Origin of the sequence: Bradyrhizobium sp. SZCCT0153, from assembly GCF_018129995.1 — a bacterium.
GTDB lineage: Bacteria > Pseudomonadota > Alphaproteobacteria > Rhizobiales > Xanthobacteraceae > Bradyrhizobium > Bradyrhizobium japonicum_G.
Map to the genome: position 1 here is coordinate 350,094 of NZ_JAFCKS010000006.1, position 14,119 is coordinate 364,212.

Below are 14,119 nucleotides of genomic sequence, written 5' to 3' on the forward strand. Positions count from 1 at the left end.
GCGCCAAGCGGCTGGCTGCTTCCTCCAGCGTTGGCCTCTTTACGACCTCAGTGGACTAGTTTGATTTGGCTCAAGGCAACCGACGCGGCGTTTTGAGACGCTGGCTCTAATGACGAAGCCCAACGAACAGAACGGCGAGAAGGAAGCTAAGCCCTCAAGGGGGCAAGAAGCGCTGCGGCTTATGGAGGAGTACGCCGAGGAACTGCGAGAGTTTATCAGGAAACTCCGACGCAAGATGAACCAGGCCCTTGGAACAAATGTTCACTTTGGAACTTATGTACTCACCTCTGGCAGGTGAGTACGATGAATTATTTCAGCGGCGACAAATTTTCTGGCTCTAGAACCCGCGAAGATCGGCGATGCAAATGCGGGGCTCAACCCAAGCTCGCGCACCGTATGATGGACCCTACACGCGGCCTCACCGTCCGCATGTTCGAGTGCCGGTGCGGCGAACGCACGTGGACCGAGGACAAGGACTAAGGCCGCCTAGTTGGCGGCCTCTTTCATTGGTCCCGCTTCAGCTTGCGCCGGCCCCAGTGCGGCTCTTTGCCCCTCGGGTTGAATTCTGGGACGTGATGCCGATTCAGAGCGCGCACGATGCCGATCCGCGCCAACATCGTCGGGCCGCCGCCTTCCGCCACTAGGATCAGCGCCTCCATTGCGGCCTGCCATTCGGGCGCGCTGTGCTCTTTCTTGGGCAGCGCAGCGATATACTCGCCGGCGTCGAGCAGCGTCACCAGAGCGCGTTCGCCAATCCTGACCGGATCCCCGAAAGGTCGCCGCCAGCCCGTCATCATCCGGTGCGCGCACTGTCCGCGATTGCGCGTTCAACTTCTGTGGCGAGAACCGACAGGTGATCGGCTAGCCTCGTGAACAGCTCTCGTTTCTTCGGGTCGGTCGCCAGGTCGCGGATGAGGGCACACTCGGCCGCGTCTGTACGGAGCTTTTCCAACTGAGTCTGCATGTCTATCATTGCAGCTACTCCGTTCCCTAAGGGGAACTGTATAGCCAAGGTGCGGAAGCGAACAGAGCTGATTCCCGAATTTTCCTAGCGCCGGATCACCCAAGGTCCGAGCACCTCCAGCGGCCCCGGCCCCACGCCCCTTGGCGCCCCCCACGGCTGGGGCCATCCTTTAAGTGGCTAAGTGCTAGGAACCAGGAAACACGTCGCGACATTAAATTAGTGCCGGTCATTGATTTAATGGAGTACGCATGATTACGACCGCCAGATGCAAGGAACTCGCAAATTACTACAAAGCCCTTTGTTCAAATCCCCACATTTCCGAAGACCGAGCCTTCCTATTGAGAAACATCGCCAGGAGCCTTGCTGGGGTTGCCGGTCAGTTGGAAAGATTGGACGCGGTGACGAAAGAGGAGGGGGCTGTTAGGAAGCAGACTGCCGGTCCCCTTGCGGTTCGATAGCCCACTGGCGTTCTAGTTGAAGTCGGGCCGCACCTCCGCTCCGCGCCTGCCGCAGGCCGAACAAACAAACCGGGCTCAATATCCGACAGTCGCATCATCGGGCCAGCGATCGGCGCTGAGGGCTATGGAGTGGCCGCACCGATAGTCGGAGCAATAGACCAGCACCCTCCGGAGACCCATTTCGCGCATCGCGCCGAAGGTGATCTTGAGCGGTCGACCGTCGGCTTGTGTGGGCGTGTGGCGGACAGGGCGGGGCATGCCACCATCGAAGCGGCATCCTAAGTACCTTGCAAATTATCGATTCCTAGTAGGTCCAGGCACTCGCGAGATACTGCGCGTGGGTGTGAATCGAACGGCCCGACGGCGGGCCCTTTTTGAAGACCCTTTTTGTCAGCCCTTCTTACCCGGTTCTGGCTGGGATTATGACTGGAAACAGACTTGCTCCAGGTGCATATTTGGCAAATGCAACTGCGGTGCCCCAAATGCAAAGTGATCGTCGCCATTGGCACCACCAAGTGGTTCTTTGACGGCGGTGAATGCTGGGAGCTTCGCGGTACAGTTGCCGGCGATGCTAAGGAATACGAAAAGTGCCCGGTGCTGATCGAAGCGGTGTCCAATGCCGGGAAGAATACCACTACCTGATTTGCGGCCTAAACTATAAGAATAAGCAGGCCTTCCTGTGCCCACAGTTGAGCTGAATCAAACACTACAATTAGTTTGCGAGTACATGCTCGGTCATGCTCGCAAGGTTTGAACTGTTTCGTTGCTATGCCCGTCTCTGCGAAGAAAGATCACATAAAGCTTCTAACCCCCGCTCAATGATGGAATGGGGAGAAGCGGCCGTGGAGTGGCATCGTTTGGCGATTGCTGCCGCAGAGGAAGATCGGGACGAGGCTACCGCATAAGGGCTGGAGCCCCGGAACGCGCGCGGGCTACTGCGCATTGTGGGTGTGGAAAGGTGGCGGCTCGGTCCACGCTCATTTTCTCACACACGGAAATGCTTCCGTGAGAGCATCAAGGATTAGGATCGACGCGTACTGATGCAATTTTTCCGGATGCGTCGCCATATATCGTTCGCCCACGGCGCGAGCCTGGTTCGCACTCGCACCGGGTGGAAAGCAAATGCCATTCTGCTGAGCGGCCTGCGCAGCCAACAGACTTTCCGTGAAGGCCAAGAAGTAGATCTGGCAAATAAGCTCGCCGACGTTCGACTGCTTGCCGCTGCACTTCATCTGAAGGTCAATTGAAGTCTGCTGACCGAACGCAGGTTGCGCGCAAGCCATCGTTCCGAGTATGAGGACGATTCCAGCGCGCAACATGTGCGTCGCATTCATGCGCTGCGTGGCGCTTGAGGCCTGTGGCTAATACCGTGGACGGTGCGTGCCGGCTGATCCGGTGGAGGGGTTGACGTTGCCCGTGGCTGAGAAGTTGTCCCGCTGAGTGCTGTTCGGATTGGTTGCCACATAGGGCTGCACGTAAGTGCCGTGGGTGTTGGTGTAGCCCGACGACGTGTGCGTGCTTGGGTTCGAACCGGTGCCGCTGAGATATTGCGCCTGGGCAGCGGTTGCGAACAGTGAAAGAGCCGCGACGAAAATCAAATGCTTCATTCAAATCTCTCCCCAAAAAGTTTTACAAGACTATTCACGCAACCATGGCGCGATAGGGGAGTCCAGTGGCAATGTATCCGGTTAACTACTGCTCTTGACGGTTGCCCGCGGGCGGGAGTCTGATCGGCCGCCATGGGGCGACATCAGCACGACATCGCCGAGCTCGCGATCGCGTCCGCCGCGGCGCGGTAGTTCGCCGCCAGCGCGCTCAATCCCTCGCGCGCGAGAACGAGATCCGCGTCGTCCGCCCACTCCAGGCAAAGCCGCTCCAACTCCCGCATCTCGGCCTGCTGCCGCCGGCTTCGAGTCCACACGCGTTTATTGGCCATGTGTTGGACACGGCAGCGGAGAAGGGCGCTAAGTGATTGATTTTGATGGCGCTCCCTAGCGGAATCGAACCGCTCTCTCCACCGTGAAAGGGTGGCGTCCTAACCGATAGACGAAGGGAGCAAACGCAGGCCCCGCCGCTTGTCGCGGCACGGCCGCTGGCCGCCCGAACAGGGCCCGGGGGCTTGCAGTGGGCGAGTGTATAGTGGCCTTTGGGGCCTTGGGCAAGCCGTTCGGGACCGTCTTTTGGGGCCGGTGGATAGCCTCCGGCCCGGGATTATTCGGTGGCGAATTCAACGGTTTCTTAGGTTCCCTGCGCTAGCGCTGGACGGGGAGAATTTGAGCCTATGCCACAGCCCAAGAAGCGCGCGGCCCGCAAGTCGCTGTCGCAGCACGCCTGGATCACGCTCGCCGGCGGATTCGCGGCACGGCATTGCCTGGTTCAGGACATCTCCGCCACCGGCGCCAAGATCACGCTGGACGAGGATGCAAGCCAGCTCCCGGGCGTGATCCGGATGGCGTTCGCGCGCGATGCGCGGACCGGGCGGAGCTGCCAGGTGGTCTGGCGCCGCGGCAAGTCGGCCGGCGTCAAGTTCATCTGATTGCCGCAACGACGCGCCCGATGGCGCGTGGCGCCTGTCCGGGCTAGAACGGGGCGCATGCGTGCGCCGCTTCTCATGCTCGTCTCGTTGCTCGCCAATTCTGCGGCCGCTGCCGAGCCCTTGCGCCTGCCGCATGCGGAGCGGCCACAGGCGGGCAAGGCGCTGCCGCTGAAGGGCGCGGGCGGGACGGCGAAAGCGGGCGCCTGCGCCGCCTACGGGCCGCGCTTCGTCATGGTCGAGGGCACCGGCACCTGCGTGGAGATCGGCGGCTCGATCAGCGCCGGGACCACGGTCGGGCGCTGACCCCGATGCCGCCGGATCTGATGCGGCCCGACATCATCGTCCCCGTCGTGATGTATTGCGCGCTGCTCTGGTGGGTCGGCCGCGGCTTGAGCCGAACGGCGAAGCTCGCCACCGCCGCCGTGACGCTGGTGCTGATCGTCTGCGTGCTGCTGGTCGAGCGCGGCTGGCGCTAGGGCCTCCAACAAAAACTGCGAAAACAACCCCATGCACAGTAGCCGTCAAGACGCAGCGAGGGCGCGGCGGAATGGCGATTCACCGAGGCGTGACCGGCGCTTGCGCCGCGCCTCCGGCTCACGACATCGGCGGCGCGACATGCTCGGCAAAACCGGGCCGTTTGCCGAGCTCGGCGAGCCAGCGCGTCAGATGCGGCTGGGCCGGGCGGGTGATGCCTTCGACGCCGAGCCAGCGCCGCGCATAGGCGCCGATCGCGATGTCGGCCAGCGTGAACGCATCGCCGTCCATGAAGCGGCGCGACGAGAGCAGGCGGTCGGCAATCGCCCAGACCTCGGCGGCGGCATCGGCATCGCGCTGCACCTGGATCATGTCGCGCTCGGCGGGCGGCGTGCGCACGATGCCCCAGAACACCGGGCGGTCGACCGGCTGCACCGTCGACAGCGTCCAGTCGAGCCAGCGGTCGACCGAAGCGCGCAGCTTCGCTGCCTCGGGATAGATCGGCGTGCCGCTTCCATGCGCGAGGCAGAGATAGCGCATGATGGAGTTGGATTCCCACAGCACGAAATCGCCCTCGACCAGGGTCGGGATCCGCGCATTGGGATTCATCGCGAGATAGTCGGCCTCGCGGGTCTTGCCAAAGCTCATGCCGGCATCGATGCGCTCATAGGGCAGGCTGAGCTCGGCGAGGCACCACAGCACCTTGTGCACGTTGACCGAATTGGCGCGGCCCCAGATCGTCAGCTTGGTGTCCGGCATGAAGCCCCTCCCGCGGCGTTTCGGTTGTGCGGGTGATAGCGGAATTTGCTGTGCCGGACGACCGCGATTGCGGCCAGCCCCTCATGCAAAAAGCTCCGCCATGGGCAGAGCTTTCCTTGCAGGTTGAACCTGGTGCTCAGTGGCCGAAGAACAGCCACAGCAGAAGGATCACCGGGATCGGCACGCCCAGCATCCACAACAACAGTCCTCGTCCCATTGCGTCCTCCTCCAATCACATTGTCGAAGAGAGAACGCCCGGGACGGAGGCTGGTTCCTGCGGAAAAGGCCCTACCAGTGGCCGGTATTGGGCATCGACGACCACGGCTCCTGCGGCGGCTTCGGCTCGCCCTTCTGCAGGATCTCGATCGAGTGCAGATCGGGCGAGCGGACGAAGGCCATGTTGCCGTCGCGCGGCGGCCGGTTGATGGTGACGCCGGCCTTCATTAGCTTGTCGCAGGTGGCGTAGATGTCGTCGACCTCATAGGCGAGATGGCCGAAGAAGCGGTCCTCGCCATAGGTCTCCTCGTCCCAATTGTAGGTAAGCTCGACCAGCGGCGCGCCGCGTGTCTGCGGCTGCTTCTTCAGCGCCTCGAGATCGTCCGACGAGCACAGGAAGACGAGCGTGAACCGCCCCTTGTCGTTCTCGATCCGCCGCACCTCCTTCAGCCCGAACGCATCAACATAGAATTTCATCGCAACATCGAGGTTGCGCACGCGCAGCATGGTGTGGAGGTATCGCATGGTTTTTATCTCCTTGAGAGCGTTCCAGGACTTTGCGCCCTTGGTGGCACTAGGTAGCGCAAAATAGCAGTAAAATCCGCGGCGGGGCACTACCATACGTGCGGATTACGTGCTGCTTCACCTTCGTTTGTTCTTGGCGTGGGGTACCGCAGCATCTAGCCCGATCTACGTTCTCTCCATCGCCACTGTCTTTAGCCCTAAGCCTCTTTGACGCCCATAGGGCGGGTGGCGTGGGGTCTAAGGTCCGAAGGACGGCGTCCAATAAATACCGAGCCGCTCATCGACGGCCGAATACCTACCATCGGCGGCGTTGGCGAATGCTGCTGGTTATTTGTCGGAGCGTTTGCAGCTTAATGGTGCTCGTGGTGGTGATGATTGCGATGGTCGTTGTGGTGACTATGTTGATTGTCAACAGATTTGAGTGCGAAGATTGTATCGGGTGAAAATCCACCCACAGCTTAGGACATTCTGTCCTTTGAGCTTTCTGAGTTATCCACAAAAGACCTGCAATATTCCCCAGGGAATAAGGGGGATAACCGAGGCGAAATCCGAAACGCCGCTGTCCGGGCGTACGAGTCACAGATAAAAATGGCGCCGGTCGATGTTGGAAGCATCGGCCAGCGCCTGGGTGGGGAATCCCAAAGGACTCTCCGCCTGACAACGTAGGTTCTCGCTCCACCCAGGCTTTCTGTCAATCGCATAGCGCGCGGAGAAACCCGCTCCGCGTGACGGAGAAGCTTGGCCATGTCGGATAAACTGTCGGTGCACTTCTGGTTGCTGAGTGCGAACGCGGAAGGGAATTGGGCGATCGCAGCCCTCATTGTTTTGGTGGTAGTGCTCGCCATTATCATGACGTGGCGGCGTAGGGTCTGAGGTCCGCGAAGCGGACGGCACTACGGTGACAGTGCACTCAATTGACGGTGTCCGCGATGCGTTGACCAAGTCCCAGAGCTAATAGGGTGGTGATGGCGAGGGAATTGAGTGCACCGTCAACGGTGATCCCGCAGTTCGTGGTCCTTAGCGGTCCTTAGCCCAATTGAACCCCGCCGGAGGTGTGGCGACTAAACGCCATGGCCGCTGTCTTCGCAGAATTTCTGTTTTACCTCGCCGGAAGTCTCGTCGGTGAGGGCCTGAGACGGGCTGCGTTGCTCGTATGCTCGTGGCTCGATACGAAGATCCATGGCCGCACAGCGAGGTTCGTCGTGGGCGGTCTTCTCGGGCTCGCCGCCTATTTGCTCATTCCTGTCTTCGCCGAGCTGCTGGGTTTCTGATGCTCTCCCTGAAGGCAAACCTCATCATCGCATTGGCCATCGGGGCGCTCATCTCGGCTGTGCTGCTTGCCCTGGAGCCGCTCACTGACTTTGCTTTGCTGTCGTGGGAGTGGCCTGGCATTTCCGCAGCGTATTTGTTCTGGGGGGCGGCCGGGGGCTCCGCCTTCGCCGGGATTGCCATTTGCTGGGTCGTGAATGCGTTCACTTATGGTCTTTGTGCTTTCGCCATTCTCATCGCTTTCAGCGCTTGGAGGCGGCTCGCCAAGTCAAATACTTGAGACGCGCGGCTTCCTCTTGGCGCTCATGAAGCCAATCGGACAAGCGAGGCGGAGATACAGCCCATGTTGAGGCGGCATGAAGCGCTGGTCAGCTTCGGCACCGTCGCATCGCCCGGTGTTGCCTGCGACCCTGCTGACGACAGATTCAAAACGCCGCCATGCCGAGGTGAAAAAACGCCCCTGGCATGGCCAGGGGCGGTTTTCAAGAATCTGGTTAGTGACCGGTGCCGGGCTTCGTCGTCTTCGGCGGCTTGCCGTCTTCGACGCGGCCTTCGTTCCTGAGGTCGCGACCCTCCTGGGCCTTCTTCTGGCTGTCGGGGGACTTGCCGTGCTCGTACAGCTCTTCCTTGACGTAGCCGGCCGCTTCCTTCGCCTTACCTTCAACGCTCATGACATTCTCCTTCGCTGGAGATTGTCAACGCGCGTCAAAACTGACCGTTCCTGCGTGACCGTCTTTGTGATGCACGCGCAAGATGACCACGCCGGCTTGCGGGAAGCGGCGCGGGCGATCAGGGCGCCGTCTGCAATCTACGCTGCAATCCGTTGCTCGACGGGGGCCGTCAGCATCTTGAGCACTTCCGCATGCTCGAGATCGGGAACCGCGATGGCCGTGTGGCTGTACATCACATGGGTCCGCGATCCTGCAATCCTGTCCAGGATCTCGCGGCCCTTGATGACGTGGAGGCCCATGCCTTCGTTGGCCGGGAAGATCGCCAGCACGACGTCGTAAGCCGCGATGACGGCGCGAAGCGCTTCGGCCTTGTCTTCGGCGATGTCGACGAAAACCCGAACATCGGCCGCGAGTTCACGCAGCTCGTCAAAATCCAGCACTGTCAGGTACTCCAACGCAACGATACTGAAGAGAGCTTGGCGGCGTTGGGTTACTGAAGTCTCAACAATGGGAGGCCGAGCCACAAGTTTCACGACGAGGTGAGTCACTTGGGCGGGATCAACGGGTCACTCGGCGCGATTCACTTGACGCGATTCACTTGGCGTAGCCCTGGGAGCGGAGCCAAGCGATCTTGCGGTCGCCGTTGATCCAGTCGTCGGCATCTGCCTTGCTGGTGAAGCCCTTGATTTCGCGTGCTTCGCTGTCCGGATAATCCGCCACGATTTTCCACTCGCCGTCTGCGATCCGGACGGTTTTGAAGGTCACTTTTGTTTTTGCCATGCTGCATTATGGGGGAGATGGCGTGAAAAGAGAACCGCCTTGTGGTGGTCCTTATCCAGGCGGCCCGGCACTGACCTTTTGTCACGCCTGATCGGACGTGCCGCCGGCCCCGGCAAAGGCGAAAGCCCCGCCTGGGGAAAGCGGGGCTCTCTGATGGGGTGAAGCTTGGGGACTTCAAAGAGTTAGACGCCCCAGAGCGAAAATGGTTCAACAGGAAAACGGCCCAGGAGTTCAACAAGAAAACGGCCCAAGAAGAGGCCTTTTTCGGACGATCCTCCGGCTCCCCCGCATAACCCCTGCTTGCGTTTTAGGCCTCGATGGGTTCTAAGCCCCGCACTTCATGACAGTTGGCATGAATCAGAAGCGCGCCTCCGCGGTCCGGCCGCGTCCTCAGCGGAGCATGCTCGCGCGCACCAATTCAAAGGAATTCAGACATGGCGAAGATGACGAAGACCCAATTGATCGATGCTATTGCCGAAGGCACGCAGCTGTCGAAGAACGACGTGAAGTCGGTGATCGAGTACATGGCGACGGTCGGCTACAAGGAGCTCAACGAGTCCGGCGAGTTCGTCATTCCCGGCTTCGTGAAGATGTCGGTGGTGAACAAGCCTGCGACCGAAGCCCGCATGGGCGTCAATCCCTTCACCAAGGAGCCGATGCAGTTCGCGGCGAAGCCGGCGAGCAAGTCGGTGAAGGCCTCGCCGCTCAAGGTGGCCAAGGACTCCGTCTAAGCCGCCAGCGTTTTCGTTGCGGCGGCTTCCTTGCGGGAAGCGCCGCAGCGAGTGCCGGCCGATGCTGAAGAGGGGGGACAGGGAACTCCCGGGCGTTGTAGGCTTTGCTTCCGAAAGGGAGAAAGCACATGGCCGATTTAAGCGAAGAGGACATCCGCAACCGCGCCTATCACCTCTGGACTGCAGCCGGTGAGCCCCCGGGGCGGATGGACACTTTCTGGTACCAGGCCGAGAAGGAGCTTCTCGCCGAGCGGACCGAGCGGGGCCGAGGTGCCGCCGGGGATGACCGACAATCTGCCGGTCTGACGACCCCGTAGCAACCGCCCCCCTGCCATCGCTTCAGCAGCTGAAGAAGGGATGGTGCTCGGCGATCGCAATGCCGAACGTCGTCACGACGCCCCGGCACAAGCCACGGAAAACCCGGCCGCGCCTCCAAGAAGACCCGCAAAAGAAAAACCCCGCTTTGACCGCGGGGTTCTTCAAGCCGATCGGCCGCGTCGCACAGCCGCCGGCACCACTTCATTCGGCCGGACAACGCAAGACGGAAGAGTTCGTTCCCGCCGCTGCTCCGGCTACACCGACACGTCGATGATCGCGGGCGGGTCGACCTGGCGTTCGCGCCAGACGACGAAATCGCATTTGGGATTGAGCCACTGATATTCGGAGCCGCGCGCTTTCAAATGTGCGAGCGCGGCATCATGTGCAGTGGCCTCGTCCGGCGCTTCGACCATGATCTCCACGGTCTCCTCGATCTGACGCACCACCTCGACGGCGTAGTATTTTTTGGCCACGGTCCCTCGCTCCGGAGGAAGTAACGGGCAGGGCGGCGGTGCGTTCCCGCAAATGCGCGCTCGCTTAGGCGGCCGACGTTCGCAGCAGGCAAGACCGCGAAAAAGAAAAACCCCGCGCTTGCGCACGGGGCTCTTCCAGCTGGCAGCGTTGGGATTTCAGCGCCTGGCCGCCAGCGGTACCCCGAACTTAAGGTTGAAAATCCAAAAAGCAACCGCATCGCCGGGACTGAGCATGTGCGCCAGGTGGGGCGGCCATGTGACCGGGCGCTGAAATTCCCGGCATCGAAAAGCGCCGCGGTGATGCGCCGGTGGATTTTCGCAGGAGGGACTGGACTTTTTGTTCCCATTTTGTTCTAGTCTGGTCATCTCTTGTGGAGGTGACCATGACCGTCGAGAAACAACGCGAAGTCATCAGGCTCTGGAATCAACTCAGGAAGGTCGAAGGCCCCGCCGCCGAAGAGCTGCGCATCCAGATCCTCGAATGCTTTTCGGAGAAGGATTTTTCGGAGAAGGATACGGCGGCGAAACAGGCGGCGTGATCGGGCCTCGCTGGATCTCGACGGCAATCGGCAAGCGTGTCGCAGTCCAGATAGCAGGGACGCGGCGCCGCGCTTTCACCGATCGTTAGGAATCACGCTCCGCTGATTTTTCGACTCCGATTCGTTCTTCGCGAACGAAATGGAGTCGGATGCAGAACAAGCCGTGGCTTCTGTCTCGATGCGGGACGCTTGCTCCAAACCTGCACCGTGATGCTTCGCACGGTCCCGTCCTCTCGTCCTCGTTACGCAATGAGGCCAGGCAAGCGGGACTTGAAGAGCAAGAACGGAGAGCGAGATGGATCCGTGCTGGTTTCTCGTCGAGATCGCAAAAGTGTTCTGGTACGACAGGCATCCGCGCCTTCGCAAAGCCAGACCGTCGGTGCCGCAAGTGCCGCAGCCATCACCGCGGCCCAGCGACACGGAGTAATCGCCGGTTTGTCGCGACGCCAGGTGCTTTGCGGCGTTCGCCGGCAGCATTCGTTTGCAGGCGAACGAATTGTTAAGCGTTGCGTCGGGCCGATTTCCTGGATTCCGATTCGTTCTTTGAGAACGAAATGCAGGCGAAGCTGGAACAAACCCGGCCGATGGCGGCCACCGACCTTCGGCGCGACGTTGCTGCGGCTCGCGTGAGGATCTGCGACGCCTTGCCCAGCTCCTAACGGAAGCTTGCCGGGAAGCCGATAACCCTATTCGGTTAGGTTAAAAGCCCAATCGCGTTGCACCTGGCGCGGGTTGGGATAGGTGTGTCTGGCAAGAGACTAAACGATTTTGCCAAGAAGACAATTTGCCAAGAAAACTTTCAAGACAGCTTTCATGACACCTTTTTCAGAACCGTCGTTTTATCAGGGTCACCGCCACACCTACCGGCGCGTCGCCGTCGTCGGCACGCTGTTCTGTCTCGCTTTCGTGGTGATCAGCTTTTCGCTGCGGCCGCAGCTCGAGGACACCCGCGTCGCGGTCAAGGCCGACAGGCTGGTGCGCACGGCAGGCCAGGCGCCGCACGCAAATTAAAGCGTGATGAGATTGGGATGAATCGTCATCGCGCTTGAGGTTCTTGTTTGAGCATGATCTTTTCGGAAAACCGCTTCGCACTTTTCCGGATCGTGCTCTAGCGTTCGTCGCCGTGAATGCGATTGTGGATACGATTGTCTGCGGAGGTCTCGCAGCACGCGGTGCCGTGGGTCGCGAGCGCGACGAAGCCGGCATAGCCGGACAGATTGACCAAAATTTCGAGCCAAACGGGCATGTCGCGCCTCTTGTCGTGATGGCAAGCTCAACGCGCGCCGGCTGCGCACGTTCCCCGAACGACGCAAGGGCGCCTCCAAAGGCCGCCTAAAGCGGAGATGAGGGGTCGAGCTTCCGGCCCAGGGTGGCGACGGATTTGCTGGACGGCTGCTCTTTCAGGAACTCGGCGATGGCCCGCGCCAGTTCGCCGTCGCTCATCGGCATCGGCGGCGGCCGCAACGCGCCGACACCGAAATTGCGGACGATCTCGTCGTAATGTTGGTCGCGCGATTTTGGAACGAGCCTGCGGATACGGGCCAGCAACGCGGATATCGGCAATGTCTCCTCCTCGGCATCGGCCCCATCTGGCAGCAATGGTCGGCGGCTGCCATTGCTTCACCGTGAAACCAAAAACCCCGCCAGCACCGCGGAGATGCTGACGGGGTCTTCGTGCTGTTGCCTCAACCGGATGGCGGAGGCTTCCGCACTTGAAGATGCAATTTGCCGAACGCGCTTTCGTTCCCCGTGTTTCGACATTTTTTCGACGGCCCGGGTTCCGGGCCGCGCAACCATCGCAGTCAGGGCGCGTTGTCCCTGCGAGATGCGAAGGAGGAGAGTTTCATGATGAAGAAGACACTGGCAGTTCTGGCTACCGTTGCAGCCGTCGGCGTGACCGCGGTTGCGGCCCCTGCGCCGGCCGAGGCGCGCGGTCGCGGCATCGGTCCGGGCCTTGCGTTCGGCCTCGCCGCCGGCGCGATCACCGCGGGCGCGGTTGCAGCGTCCCATCCTTATGGCTATGGCTACGGCCCGGGATACGGCTATTACGGCCGTCCCGCCTACGCTTACGGCCCCGGCCCGTACGCCTATTACGGCGACGGACCGTACTATCGCCGCCACCACTATTACCGTCACTGGTAACGGCCGAAGAGTAACGGCGGAACAAATGAAAAGCCCGGAGCAACGCTCCGGGCTTTTTTCACGCGTATTGATCCCGGTGGATTACGGCCAGAGCGAGGGCCGCTCCACCTTGCGCGCATTGTCGAGCGTCGAGACGAAATACTCGTCGCGCTCGCGCTTGAATTTTTCCTGCGTGGCACGAAAGGCGGCGACACGGGCGGCGATCTCTTCGCGTTCGCGGATCTTGCGTTGTTCGTCTTCGGTCATGTCAAATCCCCTCTACACGTGAGTATGTGCACTGCTGAACTCAAGCACTGCCGCCGCAATCACGTTGAGTCGCGTCAACACATGCATTGGCGCTTCTGATTGGGGCGTCAATGGGGAGGCGGCATTGCAGGATTGTGATAAGCGAAGGTCGGAAAAAATTGCCGACCACGTCTTGCGCCGCGGTGGATAAGAGCGTCAACAATCTTGTCACTTGCGCGCATTGCAGCTAGCGCACGAACACATCGGGAGGCCGCGTTGATTGCTTCGGATCTTCGCAGCGGCGTTGAACGGCTCGGCGACATGATCGCCGAAGCGAAACGGATCGTGCCGTTCACCGGCGCCGGTATCTCGACCGAATGCGGCATCCCCGACTTCCGCTCGCCCGGCGGAATTTGGACACGCAACCGCCCGATCCCGTTCGACGAATTCGTCGCCAGCCAGTCAGCACGCGACGAATCCTGGCGCCGGCGCTTCGCGATGGAGGAGGTGTTTGCGGCGGCGAGGCCCGGACGCGGCCATCGCGCGCTGGCTTCGCTCTACCGCGCCGGCAAGGTTCCCGGCATCATCACCCAGAACATCGACAATCTGCACCAGGCTTCGGGCATTGCGGGCGACCACGTGATCGAGCTCCACGGCAACACCACTCATGCGCGCTGCATCGGATGCGGGCAGGGCTATCCGCTCGACTGGGTCAAGCGCCGTTTCGACGATGAGGGTGCTGCGCCCAACTGTACCGCGTGCGACGAGCCGGTGAAGACCGCGACGATCTCGTTCGGCCAGATGATGCCCGAGGATGAAATGCTGCGTGCGACCGCGCTGTCGCAGGCCTGCGACCTCTTCATCGCGATCGGTTCCTCGCTGGTGGTATGGCCGGCGGCGGGCTTTCCGATGATGGCGAAGAACTCAGGTGCACGTCTGGTGATCATCAACCGCGAGCCGACCGAGCAGGACGACATCGCCGACCTCGTGATCCGCCACGACATTGGCGAAACGCTCGGGCCCTTTGTCGGAAATTGAG

The 14,119-nt window shown here is 61.1% G+C and carries 26 protein-coding genes and 1 tRNA gene; 12 read left to right on the forward strand and 15 right to left on the reverse strand.

Going from position 1 to position 14,119, the window contains the following annotated elements; all coding sequences use genetic code 11:
* Positions 1–503 precede the first annotated feature (503 nt).
* Entirely contained in the window at positions 504–794 is a 291-nt protein-coding gene (locus JQ572_RS26205) for a hypothetical protein (RefSeq protein WP_349643112.1), read from the reverse strand.
* On the reverse strand, positions 794–973 hold the full coding sequence (locus tag JQ572_RS26210) for a hypothetical protein (protein ID WP_211385720.1): 180 nt from the start codon (positions 971–973) through the stop codon (positions 794–796). Before JQ572_RS26210 ends, JQ572_RS26205 begins: the two co-directional genes overlap by 1 nt.
* An 887-nt stretch (positions 974–1,860) precedes the next feature.
* On the opposite strand from JQ572_RS26210, the gene JQ572_RS26215 reads away from it, so the two are divergent.
* Entirely contained in the window at positions 1,861–2,064 is a 204-nt protein-coding gene (locus JQ572_RS26215; protein ID WP_211385721.1) for a hypothetical protein, read from the forward strand.
* Positions 2,065–2,399: 335 nt separating this feature from the next.
* On the opposite strand, the gene JQ572_RS35550 is transcribed toward JQ572_RS26215, so the two are convergent.
* From JQ572_RS35550 to JQ572_RS26235, 4 genes are all read right to left on the reverse strand, one after another.
* On the reverse strand, positions 2,400–2,756 hold the full coding sequence (locus JQ572_RS35550; RefSeq protein WP_433996205.1) for a Rap1a/Tai family immunity protein: 357 nt from the start codon (positions 2,754–2,756) through the stop codon (positions 2,400–2,402).
* 27 nt (positions 2,757–2,783) lie between these two features.
* Positions 2,784–3,029: a hypothetical protein gene (locus tag JQ572_RS26225; protein WP_211385723.1), complete on the reverse strand. Its 246-nt coding sequence runs from the start codon at positions 3,027–3,029 to the stop codon at positions 2,784–2,786.
* Between the two features lie 143 nt (positions 3,030–3,172).
* Complete coding sequence (locus JQ572_RS26230; RefSeq protein ID WP_211385724.1) at positions 3,173–3,358, reverse strand: hypothetical protein; 186 nt, start codon at positions 3,356–3,358, stop codon at positions 3,173–3,175.
* Positions 3,359–3,404: 46 nt separating this feature from the next.
* Positions 3,405–3,479: transfer RNA gene (locus JQ572_RS26235), tRNA-Glu, on the reverse strand.
* A gap of 224 nt (positions 3,480–3,703) precedes the next feature.
* Between JQ572_RS26235 and JQ572_RS26240 the strand changes: the two genes are divergently transcribed.
* Genes JQ572_RS26240 through JQ572_RS26250 form a run of 3 tightly spaced genes read left to right on the forward strand, consistent with a single transcriptional unit; the run spans position 3,704 to position 4,434 of the window.
* A complete protein-coding gene (locus JQ572_RS26240) occupies positions 3,704–3,958 on the forward strand; it encodes a PilZ domain-containing protein (protein ID WP_211385725.1) in 255 nt (84 codons plus the stop codon).
* Positions 3,959–4,015: 57 nt separating this feature from the next.
* Complete coding sequence (locus JQ572_RS26245; protein WP_211385726.1) at positions 4,016–4,261, forward strand: hypothetical protein; 246 nt, start codon at positions 4,016–4,018, stop codon at positions 4,259–4,261.
* A 5-nt stretch (positions 4,262–4,266) separates the two neighbouring features.
* Positions 4,267–4,434 (forward strand): hypothetical protein, encoded by a 168-nt coding sequence (locus JQ572_RS26250; protein WP_211385727.1) that lies wholly within the window; start codon positions 4,267–4,269, stop codon positions 4,432–4,434.
* 118 nt (positions 4,435–4,552) lie between these two features.
* Here JQ572_RS26250 and JQ572_RS26255 read toward each other — a convergent pair whose 3' ends face one another.
* Together JQ572_RS26255 and JQ572_RS26260 are read right to left on the reverse strand one after the other, a co-directional pair.
* A complete protein-coding gene (locus JQ572_RS26255; RefSeq protein WP_211385728.1) occupies positions 4,553–5,191 on the reverse strand; it encodes a glutathione S-transferase family protein in 639 nt (212 codons plus the stop codon).
* Between the two features lie 288 nt (positions 5,192–5,479).
* On the reverse strand, positions 5,480–5,932 hold the full coding sequence (locus tag JQ572_RS26260) for a VOC family protein (protein ID WP_211385729.1): 453 nt from the start codon (positions 5,930–5,932) through the stop codon (positions 5,480–5,482).
* Positions 5,933–7,002: 1,070 nt separating this feature from the next.
* On the opposite strand from JQ572_RS26260, the gene JQ572_RS26265 reads away from it, so the two are divergent.
* The gene (locus tag JQ572_RS26265) at positions 7,003–7,203 is read left to right on the forward strand and encodes a hypothetical protein (protein ID WP_211385730.1); all 201 of its coding nucleotides are present in this window, start codon (positions 7,003–7,005) and stop codon (positions 7,201–7,203) included.
* Positions 7,203–7,481, forward strand: a complete 279-nt coding sequence (locus JQ572_RS26270) for a hypothetical protein (protein WP_211385731.1) — start codon at positions 7,203–7,205, stop codon at positions 7,479–7,481. The genes JQ572_RS26265 and JQ572_RS26270 overlap by 1 nt, the downstream gene beginning before the upstream one ends.
* A gap of 214 nt (positions 7,482–7,695) precedes the next feature.
* Here the strand turns inward: JQ572_RS26270 and JQ572_RS26275 are convergent, their stop codons facing one another.
* The 3 genes from JQ572_RS26275 to JQ572_RS26285 all read right to left on the reverse strand — a co-directional run bounded on the left by JQ572_RS26275 (position 7,696) and on the right by JQ572_RS26285 (position 8,637).
* Positions 7,696–7,872 carry a hypothetical protein gene (locus JQ572_RS26275; RefSeq protein ID WP_211385732.1) on the reverse strand — a complete coding sequence of 59 codons (177 nt, stop codon included), beginning with the start codon at positions 7,870–7,872 and terminating at the stop codon, positions 7,696–7,698.
* Positions 7,873–8,009: 137 nt separating this feature from the next.
* A complete protein-coding gene (locus JQ572_RS26280; RefSeq protein ID WP_211385733.1) occupies positions 8,010–8,312 on the reverse strand; it encodes a hypothetical protein in 303 nt (100 codons plus the stop codon).
* Positions 8,313–8,466: 154 nt separating this feature from the next.
* A complete protein-coding gene (locus JQ572_RS26285) occupies positions 8,467–8,637 on the reverse strand; it encodes a hypothetical protein (protein WP_256808108.1) in 171 nt (56 codons plus the stop codon).
* Between the two features lie 449 nt (positions 8,638–9,086).
* Between JQ572_RS26285 and JQ572_RS26290 the strand changes: the two genes are divergently transcribed.
* Positions 9,087–9,383: an HU family DNA-binding protein gene (locus JQ572_RS26290; RefSeq protein ID WP_007591377.1), complete on the forward strand. Its 297-nt coding sequence runs from the start codon at positions 9,087–9,089 to the stop codon at positions 9,381–9,383.
* A gap of 128 nt (positions 9,384–9,511) precedes the next feature.
* Positions 9,512–9,700 carry a DUF2934 domain-containing protein gene (locus JQ572_RS26295; RefSeq protein WP_372703278.1) on the forward strand — a complete coding sequence of 63 codons (189 nt, stop codon included), beginning with the start codon at positions 9,512–9,514 and terminating at the stop codon, positions 9,698–9,700.
* A 255-nt stretch (positions 9,701–9,955) separates the two neighbouring features.
* On the opposite strand, the gene JQ572_RS26300 is transcribed toward JQ572_RS26295, so the two are convergent.
* Positions 9,956–10,174, reverse strand: a complete 219-nt coding sequence (locus JQ572_RS26300) for a hypothetical protein (RefSeq protein WP_211385735.1) — start codon at positions 10,172–10,174, stop codon at positions 9,956–9,958.
* 383 nt (positions 10,175–10,557) lie between these two features.
* On the opposite strand from JQ572_RS26300, the gene JQ572_RS26305 reads away from it, so the two are divergent.
* Positions 10,558–10,713: a hypothetical protein gene (locus JQ572_RS26305; protein ID WP_211385736.1), complete on the forward strand. Its 156-nt coding sequence runs from the start codon at positions 10,558–10,560 to the stop codon at positions 10,711–10,713.
* An 813-nt stretch (positions 10,714–11,526) separates the two neighbouring features.
* Entirely contained in the window at positions 11,527–11,724 is a 198-nt protein-coding gene (locus tag JQ572_RS26310; protein ID WP_211385737.1) for a hypothetical protein, read from the forward strand.
* A 97-nt stretch (positions 11,725–11,821) separates the two neighbouring features.
* On the opposite strand, the gene JQ572_RS26315 is transcribed toward JQ572_RS26310, so the two are convergent.
* Entirely contained in the window at positions 11,822–11,959 is a 138-nt protein-coding gene (locus JQ572_RS26315; protein ID WP_211385738.1) for a hypothetical protein, read from the reverse strand.
* A gap of 86 nt (positions 11,960–12,045) precedes the next feature.
* Complete coding sequence (locus JQ572_RS26320; RefSeq protein ID WP_211385739.1) at positions 12,046–12,276, reverse strand: hypothetical protein; 231 nt, start codon at positions 12,274–12,276, stop codon at positions 12,046–12,048.
* Between the two features lie 285 nt (positions 12,277–12,561).
* Here JQ572_RS26320 and JQ572_RS26325 point away from each other — a divergent pair, with 285 nt between their 5' ends.
* The gene (locus JQ572_RS26325; protein WP_211385820.1) at positions 12,562–12,855 is read left to right on the forward strand and encodes a hypothetical protein; all 294 of its coding nucleotides are present in this window, start codon (positions 12,562–12,564) and stop codon (positions 12,853–12,855) included.
* An 81-nt stretch (positions 12,856–12,936) separates the two neighbouring features.
* Here the strand turns inward: JQ572_RS26325 and JQ572_RS26330 are convergent, their stop codons facing one another.
* Positions 12,937–13,101 (reverse strand): hypothetical protein, encoded by a 165-nt coding sequence (locus tag JQ572_RS26330; RefSeq protein ID WP_007610153.1) that lies wholly within the window; start codon positions 13,099–13,101, stop codon positions 12,937–12,939.
* 255 nt (positions 13,102–13,356) lie between these two features.
* On the opposite strand from JQ572_RS26330, the gene JQ572_RS26335 reads away from it, so the two are divergent.
* A complete protein-coding gene (locus JQ572_RS26335) occupies positions 13,357–14,118 on the forward strand; it encodes a Sir2 family NAD-dependent protein deacetylase (protein WP_211385740.1) in 762 nt (253 codons plus the stop codon).
* Position 14,119: the final 1 nt, after the last annotated feature.